Here is a 16,620-nt window from a genome sequence, read left to right on the forward strand (position 1 = left end):
GCAACGTGTATGTCCTTCAACGCACGTGCGCTCTTAGCATCGATGTGTTCGGTATGTGGAAGGATCATCACGTCGGGGGCCTTTCATATGTATCAAGAGGAACTATGCCGCGAATGGGAAAGCCTTGTTTGATTCGAACGTGCTGATCGACTCCGTGAATGGCATGGAGGCGGCGAAGGACCTTGTCATGGATTGCGTCCGCAAGTTCGTGGTTGAGGACGCAATCGTAAGGTTTCTCACCCGCTCACGCCAGGTGCGCTGGAATTCGCGCTTACATATAGACTACTTAACCTTTGGGCTAGAATCTGACCAATTTCAGTGGCCGGTCCAGGCCCTCCCATGTCCCTATGTTTGCAATGTATATTGCATATTTCAATATTTTTAAGAATATAAGGTTTCCAAAGATCAGGAGAGGCTAGCGGAATTGATTCATCATCCGCTATCGTGGCATAAAAAAACAGTGCGTCGCCACAATAGATAGGTATTGAAGCTTCTTTTAAAAGACGATGATTATTTTTGATAACATCCCGAGTTTTTCCCCATAAATAATCTCCTACATTTGGGATGCTGTCATCCCCATACCGGGACAGCAGCTCAATATAAAATTCCTTTTGAATTTTATCTGGATCATCAACTCGCTGAGCATAATCTGGATAGCTGTCTAGCAAAGCCAGTAACGACACGCTTTCACCTTGTTGTTCTAGTTGCGACGCCATACTATGGACTACATTGCCGCCGAAAGACCACCCTAGCAGATGATAGGGCCCGTTAGGCTGAATGCGGCGAATTTGCTTGATGTAGTCCGCCGCCATTTCATCGATTGTTTCCGCAAGTGGTGAAGCGCCATTGAGTCCTCGGGCTTGTAAGCCATAAACGGGTTGATCAGTATCTAAGTAATTTATCAAATTCCTATAGAGCCAGCTTAAGCCACTGACGGGGTGAACGCAAAAAAGAGGTGGCCGGGTACCAGTGGGTTGAATAGGAAGCAAAACAGCGAAGGCGTCATCGCGAATACCTGTTTTTTGAACTAAGCGCTGTACCAGTCCCGCGATGGTGGGAGTTTCGAATAGCGAAAGGATAGTAATCTCGATACCCAATGTAATGCGGATGCGTTCAATCATCCGAATAGCGAGCAGTGAATGCCCTCCAAGCGCGAAGAAGCTGTCCTGACGCCCTACTCGCTCCACGCCCAGCAATTCGCCCCAGACGTCAGCAAGCGTAGTCTCGAGTTGGCCCTGCGGCGCTTCATATTTTTGAAGTGCAAGTGCACCCGTGTCAGGTACCGGCAACGCGCGGCGATCTAGCTTGCCGCTCGGCGTGAGCGGAAAAGCATTGAGCTGTACGAATGCACTGGGGACCATGTATTCAGGCAGGCTAGCTGCTAGATGTATGCGGAGCGTGTTGGCCAGTTGTTCGTCTGCATCCGCTATTACATAGGCTACTAAGCGTTTATCCTGATCCTCGCCTGTCGCTAGTACCACCGCATCACGCACCTGCGCATGCCGAGCCAAGCATGCCTCGATCTCACCTAATTCAATTCGGAAGCCACGAATTTTGACCTGATGGTCGTTGCGGCCCAAAAACTCCAAGTTGCCGTCTGGCAAGTAGCGTGCCAAGTCTCCTGTCTTATACATGCGCGCATCGGGTTGATCCGAGAATGGGTCGTGTACAAAGCATTCAGCAGTGAGCTGCGGACGGTTCAGGTAACCGCGTGCCACTCCTTCTCCGCCAATATACAATTCGCCCACTGCGCCTAGTGGCACTGGCTGGCCACGAGCGTCAAGCAGGTAAACTCTCGTATTTGCGATCGGTCGGCCAATCAAAACATTTTTTGCTGTCCATTTTACTGGGCAGGTCCAGACTGTTGTACCAATAGAGGTTTCGGTGGGGCCATACAAATTATGCAGTTGCACCTGAGGAAGCAGTGCTCGGCAAATTTGAATATCTGCACTGGATAACGCCTCTCCACTGCAAATTAATTGCTTTAAAGATGTACAGTGCTGGATACTTCCACTATTGAGAAAAATACGAAGCATGGACGGCACAAAGTGAACGGTGGTGACACGCTGCCGTATAATCAAGTCCACTAATGCAAAGGGATCTTTGTGCGCGTCCGGCGGCGCTACCACAAGGGTAGCGCCGTTCATTAGAGTCCAAAAAATTTCCCAGAGAGAAACGTCAAAACTAAAAGGCGTTTTTTGCAAGACGCGATCAGTAGGCGTTAAGCTATACGCCAGTTGAGTGCTTTTCAGTGCTTGATTTTCTGTAGATGGTTCAGTTTCAAACAGACGCACAATTTGTGCATGCTCGATCATCACACCCTTTGGAGCACCGGTCGAGCCGGATGTATAAATCACATACGCGAGATGACTAGGGGTAAGCTCGGAAACATTGGGGTTGATGCTGGAGGATTCTGGCAATACAGCCGGATCGAGCACGGTCAGCGAATGGAGAATTGTTTCCCCCAATGCGGCACGGCCAGCCGCATCGGCTAGCAGAATGGCTGGTGCTGCATCTTTAAGGCAATAGGCGAGGCGCTCAGATGGATGCCCTGGGTCAAGCGGTACATAAGCACCACCCGCCTTTAGGATTGCGAGCAACCCCACGACCATTGCAAGACTGCGTTCTACACAAATTGCGACACGTACGTCCGGTTGAACGCCCAGTTCGATCAAACGATGTGCAAGGTGGTTGGCCTGAGCATTCAATTGTGCATAGTTGAGTGTTTGATTTTCGCATACCAGCGCAGTGGCTTGCGGCGTGTGCTCAACCTGGGCTTCGAACAACTGGTGGATGCACATGTGCTTTGGATACGGTTTTGTAGTCGCATTCCACGTTTTGAGCAAATGTTTTCTTTCCTCGCTGGATAATATTTCTAGTTGACAAACTGGCATATCGGGCGTGTATTCGAGCCCTTCGACTAAGCTCTCCAGCGCCTGTTGCATATAACTGCATACGTGGGCAGGGTCGAACGGCTGTGCAATTTGAGCTGTCAATCCCAGTGCAGTGCCAAAATCGTCCACCGACAGTATAAGAGGATAATTGGTACGCTCCTCAAAACTTAGGAATTCAATGCCGGGAGACGTTTCGCTCTCAACCGTCTGTATTGCATTGTGTCGGTAGTTCAACAGCGCACTAAAAAGTGGTGTACCCGCTAGTACGCTACTGCAGCGTTGTGCAAGCGTCAGCGACGCATGCTCATGCTCGAGCAGCGCAGCTAGCCGCGCTTGCGTGTTTCGCACACTATCTGCCACGTTGTCACTGCCCAAATCCACACGCAACGGCAGTGTATTGACAAATAGCCCCATTGCACTGTCTGCGCCGTCGCCTGCGTGCATCCGTCCAAACAACACTGTACCAAATACCACACGCTGCTGGCTGCTTGCACGAGCGAGCACCTGCGCCCAGGCCAGATGACACAAACTGGCTAAACTTACGTCTAACCGTTTCGCTTGGGCACGTAGCCGATCATTTAAAGCTTGCGGTAGCCTTTGATGTGCCTCGGTAATTTGTGTGCCGTCGTGATGCACGTCGGCCAGTCCGAACGGTAGCGTCGGTTCTTCCACGTCGGCAAGCATCTCGGTAAAGAAACGCTCGTGCTCGACTTGCGATATGCCTAAGTACGCTTGCGCAACCAAGTTGCGAAACGGCTGCGCGGGTGGCAGCGTATCATCCCGACCTTCGATAAAGGCCTTGACTTCCGCATGCATGACTTCCAGCGTCGAGTGATCGTGAACGAGATGATGCAATAGTTGAACCAGCAGCCAACGACCGTCATTGTTCTGCGTAATCACAAACCGCAACAACGGAGCTTGAGTCAAATCGAGGCAGTGTTGCCGGGGATCAAAGCGTTGGGCCAATTGCTCAGTGATTTGTCCCTCTTCCGGATCGAGAGCGAGCTCGGTGATTGCCAGTGGAGCGTGACGCCAAACGACCTGCGCAGGGGTGGATAGACCTTCCCAGAAAAACGCGGTACGCAGAATATCGTGTCGGTTGATAACTTGTTGGACCGCATTCAAGTAACGGTCGAGCATCGCCCTGTCATCAAACGCCATTTGGGCGATCAGCAAATACGGATCACCATCGGTCGACAGCAGATGGTGAAATAAAATACCGTCCTGCATCGGCGACAACGCATAAATGTCTTGAATATTTGCGATGCCACCGGGGACCTGTTCGACAATTCGGTCAATGTCGGCCTGGTTAAGGTTGACCAATGGCAGCAACTGGGGGGTCAGCGTTGTAGTCTCGAGTGTAATGAGATTGGGCGGCACGGCCACTTCACAGTGTTGGCCCAACGATTGGGCCAGCTTGCTGAGTGTGGGCGTGTTGAATAGTGTGCGTACCGACACGGTAAGGTCGAGGCGTCTGAGACGTTCAATCATTTGCACGGCGAGCAATGAATGCCCACCGAGCGCGAAGAAGCTGTCGTGACGACCCACGTGTTCGACACCGAGCAACTCGGACCAAATTTGAGCCAGCGTGGTTTCGAGCTTGCCCTGTGGCGCCTCATACGCTTGATGCGCGAATGCCTCCGCATCCGGCGCCGGCAGTGCGCGCCGGTCCAACTTGCCGTTCGGCGTCAGCGGCAACGTATTAAGCCGCACGAATGCACTGGGCACCATGTATTCAGGCAAACTCGCAGAAACATGGGCGCGCAAGGTGCCGGACAGCGCATCATTGGCCTCCGCCACTACATACGCCACCAGACGCTTTTTGCTGTCATCACCCAGTGCCAGCACTACCGCCTCGCGTACTTGCGCGTGTTGGGCCAAGCAAGCCTCGATCTCGCCCAATTCAATCCGGAAGCCACGAATCTTGACCTGATGGTCGTTGCGACCTATAAACTCTAAATTGCCATCGGGCAAATAACGTGCTAAATCGCCCGTCTTGTACATGCGGGCATTCGGGGTAGCCGAGAACCGATCAGGCACAAAGCGTTCAGCAGTGAGATCCGGCCGGTTCAGGTAGCCGCGAGAGACACCCGCGCCGCCGATATACAATTCGCCGACCGCACCTAGCGGCACCGGCTGACCGTAGGTATCGAGCAAGTAAATGCTCGTGTTCGCAATCGGTCGGCCAATCGGGATGCTCCGACTCGGAGTGACGCTGCGCACTTCATACCAACTCGCATAGGTCACCGTTTCCGTTGGTCCATACACATGCAGCAAGTGCCGCGGCTTTGCTTCCTGCAAAACGCGAGACACGCATTGGGGATCTGCCGCTTCTCCTCCGAATAACAGATAATGTAGATCACTAAAGGCATCAGCCTGTTCTTTAGCGATTTGGTTAAAAAGCGCCGTTGTTAAAAAGAGCACGGTCACCCCACGCTGTTTGAGCTTACGAGCCAAGGCAGACGGAGAAAGTAGGCTTTCTCGATCGATAATCTCGATGCGAGCGCCGTTTAATAGGGGTGCCCAAATTTCGAAAGTTGCTGCATCGAATGCCACGTTCGATGCGAATGCAAAGACCGCTTCCGGCTCAACCTGTACGTAATCAGTTTCTTGGATCAGTCGGACCACGCCTTGATGGTGTGCCATCACACCTTTAGGCGTACCAGTCGAACCGGACGTATAGATCACATATGCCAAGTGACTTGGACTTAGGCCTGGCACCCGCGGATTTGTGTCAGGTTGGTCCAACACTGTGTTCGGATCCAGCACGATACGGTTGGCCAGAGCCGCATCACCCAGTGCGGCGCGCCCCGATGTATCGGCCAGCACGATCTGTGGTACCGCATCTTGCAGAATGTGCGCGAGCCGCTCCCTCGGATACGCCGGATCTAGCGGCACATAGGCGCCCCCAGCCTTCAAAATCGCCAGCAATCCCACTACTATCGCAGGACTCCGTTCCACGCAAATCGCCACCCGCGCATCGGGCTTCACGCCCAACTCGATTAGCTGATGTGCCAAGCGATTTGCCTGAGCATTAAGTTCAATATAGCTGAGCTTCTGGCCTTCATGCACGAGTGCCGTAGCCTCGGGTAGGCGAGCTACCTGCGCCTCGAACAACTGATGGACACACGAATGCGCTGGGTAATCCCGTTGTGTTGCGTTCCATGTATTGAGTAGTAGTTCTCGCTCGGCTGATGGCAGCAAGTTTAATGTTTTAGCTGGCTTGTCAGCATGATCGGCATTCAGTGACGCATGTCCCAACTCGCGTATATGTTCGCTGATGCGCTGGACCTGAACAGCATCCAAACGGTTGGCATCATATACCCAGCGAAATGCTCCAAGTGAATTAATTTGAAGCGTTATCAGCGTACCAACTGCGTCCGTGCTAGAAATCAGATAAGACTGCGTTTCATTAGGTAATACCGACACTGCCACTGGCCAAGGATGTTTTGCACGCAAGGGGGGCAAATCACGAAGTACTGGGGAACGGGAGGCTAGGTCGCGCACAAATGTGCGATGTTTCTCAAGGCGAGCGTACTCTGCCTGAATGTTGGCCAAATTCTTTGCAAAAGGTTCATCCAACTCTGCCACGATGTCCATGGGCACCACTGAAGCCAAGCAGGCGAGGGCATTTAACGAGTTGTGGGCTTCATTGACGTGCCAGCCAATCTGAAATTTCGTTTGCGCCGTCAGACGGGCCAGATAGATCGAAAATACAGTAAGTAGCGCTGTCGCTGTCTGATTTGATGCATCTTTCTCTTGCAAGGGCGGGCACCATGCGCTCGCTACCCATTCAGGTTCGGTGCTATGCTCACGTTGTCCAAAAGGCAACTGTAAAGGCTGTAGGCATGCCAAGCGTTGTTGCCAGAAAGCTTCGTGGGGCGCTAGCCTTTCATGAATCTCAGTGATCGAATCGGCTTGTTTTTGGGTCAGCTCGGGTAGTCTATCGCCTTGACTAATGCCTGACTGTATTGCTAAATCCTGGGCGGGCAAAGGCTCGCCCTCAAGAGTGGAAAAGCCGCTAACTAACACATCTTCGCTACCCGTCGAAATTTGCCAGGCGTGAGGCTTGATGCTGATCACCGTACCAGCTACAGCGCTGGAACGCTGGTCCAGTCTCGTAACACGTGCCACCTGTACCGTACCTTGTTGAAGCAACAACTTCGGACAGCCCAACGGATTGAGATAAAGCTCGCCAAACGTCAGCGCACGCACCAATGCAGATAAATCCCGAGCTGGACTTGTCCAGCGCAAATAGGCGCCAGCCGGAGGGCGACGGTGTTTGGCATAGAAACTGCGCTGGGTCGGGTCTTGCGAGCGTACGACTAATGAGCATTGGCTTAAACCAGATAACAATTCATTAAAACTTTCTCGCGCTGCCTGATAACATTTTAGATTTAATGTTAGTGCGGTCTCGTCTGCATCGATTACAATAGGACGTTGGACTGCAATATGCCCGGCATCCACCGCTGCGGTAAGGTAATGCCAGGTAATCGCGTAATGAGATTCATGAGCCAACAACGCCCAAGAAGTGGCATGAGTGCCTGCGTAACGGGGCAATGGCGCGTCATGGTAATTGAACGCGCCATTGCGGATGTTCTCAATCAGTGACGCTGGCAGGATGAACGGATTAACGACCGAAAATAACCAATCTACCGGATGCTGTCTGATGTTGTTGTTTAACGAATCAACCGTATCGACACAAAGTATCCCCTCATGATTTGCCCATGCTTTTAACACTGCGTCGGTTGCCAATACCACTTGGACGACATGCCCTGAGGCAACAAGTTGCTGCGCACAGTGTACAGCCAATGTAGTGCCGCCCACAATTGCACACCGGCGCGATGGAGCAGAATGCTCTTTAGTCTGTAGCGCAGGGCTTTGTGCTCCGAGTGAAGAAGAATGCACTACTTCAGTTGGGCCAGAAGTTTCAAGCTTAGCAATTTGATTATTCATATTAATTTTGCACTCGTTCAATATAAGGGAATGGCTTTACCACTTAGCATCCAGTTTGCGCTACGCTATTGTGGCGCACGCGCATCCGATATGAATGCCTAGCCTCTAGCACATTGGAAATTCAACCAGCTCGGTATGGGTGCCATTCAAGACTGGCAGGCTATCATCTGCTAAGCGCGGCACTGCCTGCGCAGATATAAAAATCGCTTCACATCGTCGTTTAACTCACTGAGGCTAACATTGATTGAGTTAATTGAATCCGGCGCCATTGCGATTTATTTAATGATTGTCGAATTTTATGTTTTGCTGTTGGTCGGCCCTTTTTAAATCTGCAAATATTGCTTGCTTATCGAATCATTTAAATTCGCTAAGACATTGTGCTTTTAGTAGGATGCTGCAATGTTTCAGATTGCGACTGAAATGAGGGGGATTTTAACGATGTTCCCGATCATGAAAGCCATTGTCTGGATGTATATCGAACTAAAGCACCATTGCGTCACAGTTTGCACAGTGGTTCGAGACAAGAGAGATAGGAAAAACGGATGTACCGCGTAAGGACAACGTGGCTTGGATTAACTCAGAGTACTTCGTCATTGCGTTCACTCCAGACATCGCCTGTATGAAACGGCAGTCGCGGCTGCCGACGAATCACCCCATTCTTCTGATAATCCACACCGCGTATGGGAATGAAGTCCCGTTCCCAAGTGCATAGGTTTCCAATGAGGTGAAGTCACTATAGAACTAAATTGGGAACCATCCAAGCAATTTTTCTTTTCAAAAAACGCCAGAATCAGTATAGAAAAGCACGTAAGCAGTGTGTGCCGATAACTGGAGATGGCAGTATAAGACAAATGATGTAATAATCATGTTGTTTGCATCTATAAAATTTATCCGTCTGAAAAAATAATTTTTTAAGTGCATCTGCGACGCTTGGTTTGCGGGTTCCATCGGAAACACCAGATGGGCTGGTGTCAACGTCGGACGTAATGTGGTTTTCCCACTTCCTGGCTAGTGAGGATGACGGTCAAGCACGATATCTCATCACTCGGACACCGGCGTGGATTTTTCCTTCAACGCCTGTTGCCCACTCCTCGCATGGATGTTTTTGGAGGGGAACGGTCGGGTCCAAACGATGCTTCGTTTGCTCAAAGGCCACGGTGATGAGCCATGCGCAGCGACACCGCAGCCGCACATCATGGGTATCGTTGACGGGCTATTCAAACGTGGCTCTTGCTACGCTACTCTATTGACCGATCTCCAGAAACGCCGGCTACTGGATCTGCTGCCGCCGCGCGGTGCAACGACGGCGGCGAACTGGCTAAGTCGTCATTGCGCAGTTCAGTTTGTGTCGCGCGGTCGCGCCGGCGCCTATGCCGAAGGCATTTCGCGTGGTGATTCACATGGCCATGCTAAATCGCGTGTCGAACCGATGCTAGCCTACGGCACAAACTTCACACAAAGTGTGGAAAAATCATTTTCAGCGTGCTGCTGACAGCATGTCTTCCGGCGTTCGCAAGCATTCGTTTCATAAGCGCTCATGTCCGTGATGCCGTGCGCTTCACGCGTATGCAAGGATTTGGAACGCGCTGGCAGGTGTCTTACCCTATCGTCGCGGGCCGAACGGGCATGAAGGGGCGGCAGAGCCGCTGAGGCTGACGCGCCTGGCAGCGTCATTGCATGTCGCCCAGTAGATGGCTGCCTGAGCCCGATAATCAAAGCTTTCCCGAGGCGTCGGGCGCTGGCGGCCGCCGGATTGTCGTGCGCGTCAGCGCAATCGTCATCGAACATTAACAATCATCAGCCTTCTCTGTAAGCCGTAAGCTGTGCATTCAATGCACCGTGCTCCATACTGTTCGATGCGGCATCGGTGAAAGCCGGGGAATCGTCCTGCACACCGGCGCCGGTGATCTCGTGGCAGGTGCCCCATTCGGCTAGCCGGCGACGGTGCCGCGCGGAACCCGCTATCATCCGCGCGTCGGTCTTATCAACAGGAAGGGCAGCGTGGATAAATTCACCAGCATTCGGGTGTTTCGTGAAGTCGCCGAAGCGGGCAGCTTCGTGAAGGCGGCCGAGCGCTTGAATATCTCGACTGCGATGACGAGCAAGCATATCGCCAGCCTCGAGCGTGAACTCCATGTCCGGTTGCTGAACCGCACCACGCGTCAGATGAGCCTGACCGAGGCAGGCAGCGTGTATTACGAACAATGCTGCGAGGCACTGGACATTTTGCAGGCCGCCGAAGCGGCGCTCGGCGCACAGAGCAGCCAGCCGCAGGGTGTGCTGAAAGTCTCGGCGCCGGGCTGGTTCGCGACGCGGCGATTCGCAGACTTGGTCGCGGCTTACCAGCACAGGTTTCCCCACGTGTTGATCGACCTGCGGCTGGAAAATCGCTTTGTCGACCTGACGCAAGAAGGCTATGATATGGCGCTGCGCGCCACCTCTGAGCCGTCGCCGTCGCTGATCGTGCGGCCATTGTGCGAAGTGCCGTTTCTGCTAGTGGGCGCACCCGATTACCTGGCCCGGCATCGTATGCCGCGCGAGCCGCTCGACATCGAGGCGCATCGGATTGTGCTGCCGAACTATACAAACCTGGACAGGGTTGAGCTGTCAGGGCCGCGTGGGCGGTTCACAGTCAGGAACCGCGCGGTGCTCAAGACCAACGACACGTCGATGGCGCTGCAATGTGTTAAGGCGGGGCTGGGCTTGGCGTACCTGCCGGAGTGGATTGTCACGACTGAGGTGCGCGACGGTGCACTGCTCAAGCTGCTGCCAGACTATGTGTTGTTCTCGCCGCGCGTGTACGTCGTCTACACGAGCCGCAAGTACATGACGCCGAAGGTGCGTACTTTCATCGATTTTTTGTCCGAGGCACTGGGCTCGGGGGCCATGCCCGCGTCGGACGTCGCTCGATAGCCCACTGTGGCAGGCAGCTGGACCGACCATGTGCGTAAGGTGCCGCGCAGCCTGCGACATTTCGCTCAATATTGCACTGCGCAAAAAGAAGTAATATTGACGAATCTTTAAGGGGGCGATGATGACTGCTACCCTGACACGATGACTCATTGCCGCATTCCGCGTATTGAGCCAATATAATCATGTAAATAAAGGTGGTGACGTAAGCATCAGTCCGGAGTTCCGACGTCGCGCCAACGTCTCCCCAAAAGCGGAAGATAAGCGGGATGGATGATCGGATTCTTGAACAGGGGAACGGAATGGGTGAAGAATCGAGTCACGGTGGGCGACCGTCGTCGCCGGGCGCGCGTGGCGAGCGGCCGGATGTCGACCATCTGGATGCCGCGCTCAACCACGTGGACACACAGCTTTCGTCAGGCCATATCGCAGCCGGCGCAGCCAAGGGTATCCTGTACAGCTTGATCGAGACACTGGGGGCGCTGGTCGGTGATCCGGACCTACCGGATCACGCGCGGTCGGGCTACGAGGGGTTGCTGGAAACGGCGCGGGCGTTGCGCGCGCGGCTTGGCAAGTAGCGCTGTGGCCGCTTGGTTCGCGGCCAGCACCGCTTGTCACTCATAACAGGGACCAGCCGGTGCCAGCCGTCACGCGTCTGCACGCGCACACGGCCAGGGACGGAGGCGAGCGACTGCACTATGACCAATAGCCTGCATGCTTTCAAGTCGTCTTAAAAACGCATCATCCGTTTGTACACTGCGCATCCCCTGCCTCGAGGCCGCGCTAACTTCACTATTCCGCGGGTCCGACGATGAGCAGCCATGTATGACATGGGATCTCCGTATTAGGCAGGGCGCTGTCACCCGGGCACCTTCGGACAGGATATACGGCATTGCGCAGCGGCCCTGCCGATCTTGGTTTTAAGACAGATTTAAGCGACCGCTCCTATTCTGGCAGGCATTGTAGCAGTCATGCCGACGAGGAGCGCAATCGATGAAAACCAAAATCCTGTCGCGTAGCGCCGTTGCCGTCGCGGTGGCGGCCGCGTTATCGGCCGGGTACTTCGCTGGACACAAGGACATTGAGCCTGTGCAGTCGGCCCATGCCGTTCCGATGATGCCGGCCGAGGCCGCCGCGAAGACCGGCGTACCTGATTTCTCCGGGTTGGTTGAAACGTACGGCCCGGCAGTCGTCAACATCAGCGCGAAGCATATCGTGCGACAAGCCGCACAGCGCGGCCTGCCGTTGCCACTCGACCCGAGTGATCCGTTCTTCCAATTCTTCCGCCGCTTCTACGGGTTCGGCGGCAATTTCGGCCCGCAGCAGGAGGTACCGAGCAGCAGCCTGGGTTCGGGCTTCATCATCAGCAAGGACGGATATATCCTGACGAATGCGCACGTGATCGACGGCGCGAACGTGGTGAGCGTGCGATTGACCGACAAGCGCGAGTTCCGCGCGAAGGTGGTGGGCAGCGATAAGCAGTCCGATGTGGCGGTGCTCAAGATTGACGCGAGCAACCTGCCGGTGGTGAAGATCGGCGATCCCAAGCAAAGCAAGGTCGGTCAGTGGGTTGTCGCGATCGGCTCGCCGTATGGTTTTGACAACACTGTGACGTCGGGCATCATCAGCGCGAAGTCGCGTGCGCTGCCAGACGAAAACTATACGCAGTTTATCCAAACCGATGTGCCGGTGAATCCTGGCAATTCAGGTGGGCCGTTGTTCAATCTGCAGGGTGATGTAATCGGGATCAACTCGATGATTTACTCTCAGACCGGTGGTTTCCAGGGCCTGTCATTCGCGATCCCGATTGATGAAGCGATCCGTGTGAAGGATCAGCTAGTGAAGACCGGTCACGTCAGTCGGGGGCGGTTGGGCGTGTCGGTGCAGGGCGTGAACCAGGCGCTGGCAAACTCGTTTGGCCTAAAGCAGCCGCAGGGTGCGCTGATCAGTTCGGTCGAGCCCGGTGGGCCGGCCGCAAAGGCTGGGCTGAAGGCAGGCGACGTGATATTACAGGTCAATGGCGCGCCGGTGCTAAGCTCGTCGGAACTGCCCGCGCAGATCGCCGCGATGCAACCGGGCACGACTGCAAAACTGCAGGTGTGGCGTGACAGGAGCACAAAGGACGTGAATGTGACACTGGGCGCGTTCACAAACGGTAAGCTCGAGTCCAACGATGCGCAAGGCGCGACGCAGGGCCGGCTCGGTGTCGCGGTGCGCGTATTGACGCCGCAGGAGCGACGCGCAGTGCAGGCCCAAGGCCTGCTGGTCCAGGATGTTGCAGGCCCGGCAGCGGCTGCCGGCGTGCAGCCTGGCGATGTCATCCTGGCGGTGAACGGCCAGCCGGTCACGACGCCCGCCCAACTTGCATCAAGCCTCTCGCGGGCCGGTAGCAGTGTTGCGTTGCTGGTGCAGCGCGACAACGCACAAATCTTTATACCGGTTGACCTCGGCTGACCCATCATGCACCGTGGCTGCAGGGTTGGCCGTGGTTTTCTTGTTTGCGGTGTTCGAGCCACGCGGCGAAGCATGCGCCGGCGCCTAGGCCTACTACTGCGGTCGCGTGCTCGATAACGCGCAGCCACGCGCGCCGCTGCGCATCGTGCCGCTTGCGGCAATACCATGGAATGAACTGCGCGACGACGCGGTGGTCTCGATGCTGGAGCGCTATGTGATTGAGCGCAGCGAGGACTTATTGAGCGCCAATTCGGGTACGCTGCAGCCGCCGCATGCGGCTTCGTGACCGACGACAGTCTCTTGCGCCCAAGGACGAACTGCTACAATGGGCAGACTCCTTTTAAATAACAAGCAACATGGGTTTTGAGCAACTTGCCGCGCTGAAGCAGCAACTCGCTGCACAGGCTAGACAGCAACGGGCTGAGCAGGCGAAGCAGCGTACGGAACAAGGCGAGCCGCAGCATGCCGAACAAGGCAAGCAGCAGGGCAAGCAACACTCTGCGGCTTATCATGCAAAGCGGGCACGAACCGGGCAGGGCGGCCAGCAGCGGCCCGTTGCGCAGAGCCACAAACCGGTCGATCCGGTAGTGGAAGCGATCTGGCGCTTGCAGAAGCATTTTCCAAAGTCTTTTCCTAAAAAACCCGAACCGAAGCTGCCGCTCAAACTCGGTATTCATATCGATGCGATGCAGCACGCGAAGAAGCTTGGACTGACCGAAGCGCAGATCAAGGATGCGATCGCGACGTGGTGTCAGGGTAGTCGTTACTGGAATTGCCTTGTCGAACATGCTGCGCGTGTCGATTTGCAAGGCAATCCTGTGGGTGAGGTTTCGGCGCCGCAGGCAGCGCGCGCACGCTGGCTGGCGTCGCGGCGCTCGCATCCGCATGGCGGTGTCAAACGGCAACGCGCCGAGGCGAAGACCGGCACGGCATGCTTGTCAAACGAAGCGCGGATAGCAAAGACGTCGCCGCAGCCGGCGCAGCAGCCATCGGCACACGCATCGGTGGACGCGCAGCAGATGGAATGCCGGGACCCTCAGTCGGCCCAAGCGCATCGAACGGCCCAGGACCCGAAGACAAATTTGGAGTGAGGCCGGGGAGATTCTAGCTGCTGCGCCAGTGCAGCAGCGATGCGCATCATGACGTGCACGAGCGTTTGGCGCTGACCATATCACGCAGTCTTGTTGTTTAGCTGCCGTGTCCGAACACACCTGCATCGTGATACGTAACGGCATAGTCAGCATGTTTAGCTTATAAAGGTAAACATGCAAGGTATGCGTAAGCTTGCTGTCATCATATAGGCATCCATATTATTATATAAATGCCTATATGATTTACATGACTAAATTATTTTGTTAAGGGCGGCGACAGTAGATAGTGCGTTAGCCATGAGCCCGTTTCGTAGTAACACGTACTCGTAAGGGCGTTGTTTAGCAAAATATGCTCTGGTTTGTCCACTGGAGAAAGCAGCCGCAACGCTGTTTGCTTTTTAATGAATCCCTTCAACGTTTTTTCTCACGCTCATTCTTCCCCCGCTGCGAATTTTCAACAACCGGACGGTGTAACGCAAACAGGCGTCGACGCCACATCGCGTCAAGTACAGCCACGCGTCCATTCGTCATCTCGGGCCCTTCAGGGGGCGATCATGACCTGGTCGTCGGACCCGTCAATAAGGACCCTAGCAAATTCCTCCAGTACTAGAAACTTTCAACAACCGGACGATGTAGCGCAAACAGGCGCCGACGCCACATCGCGTCAAGTACAGCCACGCGTCCGTTCGTCACGTCGGGCTCCTCAAGAGGCAATGATGACGTGGTCATCGGACCCGGCAAGGATGACCCTGGCAAATAGTAGCCAGCTTCGGCAAGATGGGGGCCAGCAGTTCTCTGTAATTAAGCCGGTCGACTTTGCGGAATTGGATGATGCGTTGGATGATGACATTCGGCGTCCGTTCGCTTCTGAAAACCATACCCGTTTGGATGATACGAATGTATGGACACGGGGGCGAACTCGCAGCGGCTCACCCATTCGAAGCCAAACGAGGCCAACACGACGTGATGAACCGGATATGGTTGAAGAGCGGTCTTTACCGCGTCCACCCGTCAATGTTCCATGGCTTAGCAATGTGTTCCGGCGTCTTCGATCGCCTTCAGCGTCTACTCAGCAGCAACTGTTAACAGAGCAGCATGCCGGAACCAGCGTAGATGCTAGTGGCACGACAATCCAGCCATACCTTGCTGCGCTCAACTCAAGCGCACCTGCTGGTGCTAGCATTCGCCCAAATTTTATTTTGTCACAAGAAGATAAGCAACTTTTATTCAATATAGATAGACGCTTTGCCGCTTTAGGGGAGGCTTGTCCAAAATTTAGGTATAAAAAATCCGAAGAAGGAAATTTAGTCCGCATTTTGATTTACTTTGCTGGATGGCTAAATGTAAAGCATGAAGGCAGTCTTGTTGCTTATTTGAGAAGTCAACCGGTTACGGATCCTTCAAATATTTATAATCCAACTAATGTATTTTCGCTATTTAAAAATGATGATAGTTTTAAGCTGAGCAGTGGTTATAGGTCTAAAATTGATAGGGCTGTTAATAAACTTAAATATTTGCTTGAATGGGAGAAGGGAAGGCAGTTGTCGCAAATAACGGGTTATGATAGTCTTTTTGTGGAAAATTCTGCGGCGTCTGACTTGGCTAGTGACGCGCGCAATATAGTTAGTCTCCGCTTGAAAATGTCGCAGCCCAAAGAAAAAGATGTTGATATTCTTCATGCGTTGAGGAACTCAAGACATTGCGATACGTTGTTGAGAATAAAATTTTTTATTGAGAAAGAATTTGGAGTTGATGAGTCGTTAAGTATTATAAAATCAGAAATTGATAGAGAATTTACCGATGCACTGGAAACGCTTTTTAAGGCTGATGGAAGTATGAAGCCGACTTATAAAAAGGACTTTAAGCCGTCAATTGATATTTTGCGTGGAAAAAAGAGGTCTTCAATAGCGAAGAACTACGATAGATTTTTATCTGAAAAAGACAAAAAAACTTCTGATAATATTTATAATTATTGTAAGGCTAATGGAATTGGCCTTGGGTATAACGAAGACAAGATTAAGTCGTTAAAAATTTTTTCTCGTTGGCTAAGTGGAAAAGGGTTATATATTTGCTTGGCGGATGTCTTAACCGGTATCCACAGCAGAGGGCAAGTTGATGCGCTGATGGATCAATATGTTGTCGATGAGGAGGTCGATTGGAGATTTAGAAGTGTTATAAAAGAATTTGTTGAGAGAATTAGGGGTGACAAAAATTTAATGGATGTATTGGATAATGATGTCGGTGCGCATAACAGCGCTAACGCTTGAAATTGTGGGCTGATTAAGCGGTGCATGAGCTGCAAAGGATCGCTTAAC

Annotated in this window: 8 protein-coding genes; 7 read left to right on the forward strand and 1 reads right to left on the reverse strand. The window is 53.4% G+C overall.

Features of this window, described 5'->3' with window-relative positions:
* Positions 1-236 precede the first annotated feature (236 nt).
* A complete protein-coding gene (locus KPG66_RS12485) occupies positions 237-7,850 on the reverse strand; it encodes a non-ribosomal peptide synthetase (RefSeq protein ID WP_237071050.1) in 7,614 nt (2,537 codons plus the stop codon).
* Between the two features lie 1,057 nt (positions 7,851-8,907).
* On the opposite strand from KPG66_RS12485, the gene KPG66_RS12490 reads away from it, so the two are divergent.
* From KPG66_RS12490 to KPG66_RS12520, 7 genes are all read left to right on the forward strand, one after another.
* Positions 8,908-9,342: a hypothetical protein gene (locus tag KPG66_RS12490; RefSeq protein ID WP_237071051.1), complete on the forward strand. Its 435-nt coding sequence runs from the start codon at positions 8,908-8,910 to the stop codon at positions 9,340-9,342.
* Between the two features lie 509 nt (positions 9,343-9,851).
* On the forward strand, positions 9,852-10,763 hold the full coding sequence (locus KPG66_RS12495; RefSeq protein WP_237071052.1) for a LysR family transcriptional regulator: 912 nt from the start codon (positions 9,852-9,854) through the stop codon (positions 10,761-10,763).
* 299 nt (positions 10,764-11,062) lie between these two features.
* Complete coding sequence (locus tag KPG66_RS12500) at positions 11,063-11,338, forward strand: hypothetical protein (RefSeq protein ID WP_041755018.1); 276 nt, start codon at positions 11,063-11,065, stop codon at positions 11,336-11,338.
* Positions 11,339-11,753: 415 nt separating this feature from the next.
* The gene (locus KPG66_RS12505) at positions 11,754-13,214 is read left to right on the forward strand and encodes a DegQ family serine endoprotease (RefSeq protein ID WP_013428710.1); all 1,461 of its coding nucleotides are present in this window, start codon (positions 11,754-11,756) and stop codon (positions 13,212-13,214) included.
* A 106-nt stretch (positions 13,215-13,320) separates the two neighbouring features.
* Positions 13,321-13,500, forward strand: coding sequence for a hypothetical protein (locus KPG66_RS12510; protein ID WP_237071053.1), 180 nt, complete (start codon positions 13,321-13,323; stop codon positions 13,498-13,500).
* A 70-nt stretch (positions 13,501-13,570) separates the two neighbouring features.
* Entirely contained in the window at positions 13,571-14,305 is a 735-nt protein-coding gene (locus tag KPG66_RS12515; RefSeq protein WP_237071054.1) for a ProQ/FinO family protein, read from the forward strand.
* A gap of 743 nt (positions 14,306-15,048) precedes the next feature.
* The gene (locus KPG66_RS12520; RefSeq protein ID WP_237071055.1) at positions 15,049-16,572 is read left to right on the forward strand and encodes a hypothetical protein; all 1,524 of its coding nucleotides are present in this window, start codon (positions 15,049-15,051) and stop codon (positions 16,570-16,572) included.
* Positions 16,573-16,620: the final 48 nt, after the last annotated feature.

Source organism: Mycetohabitans sp. B2 (assembly GCF_021733735.1).
Classification (GTDB): Bacteria; Pseudomonadota; Gammaproteobacteria; order Burkholderiales; family Burkholderiaceae; genus Mycetohabitans; species Mycetohabitans rhizoxinica.

Coding starts and splice junctions, on each gene's coding strand:
- KPG66_RS12515 (WP_237071054.1), top strand. CDS start 13,571: ATGGGTTTTGAGCAACTTGCCGCGCTGAAGCAGCAACTCGCTGCACAG.
- KPG66_RS12505 (WP_013428710.1), top strand. CDS start 11,754: ATGAAAACCAAAATCCTGTCGCGTAGCGCCGTTGCCGTCGCGGTGGCG.
- KPG66_RS12520 (WP_237071055.1), top strand. CDS start 15,049: ATGACCCTGGCAAATAGTAGCCAGCTTCGGCAAGATGGGGGCCAGCAG.
- KPG66_RS12485 (WP_237071050.1), bottom strand. CDS start 7,850: ATGAATAATCAAATTGCTAAGCTTGAAACTTCTGGCCCAACTGAAGTA.
- KPG66_RS12500 (WP_041755018.1), top strand. CDS start 11,063: ATGGGTGAAGAATCGAGTCACGGTGGGCGACCGTCGTCGCCGGGCGCG.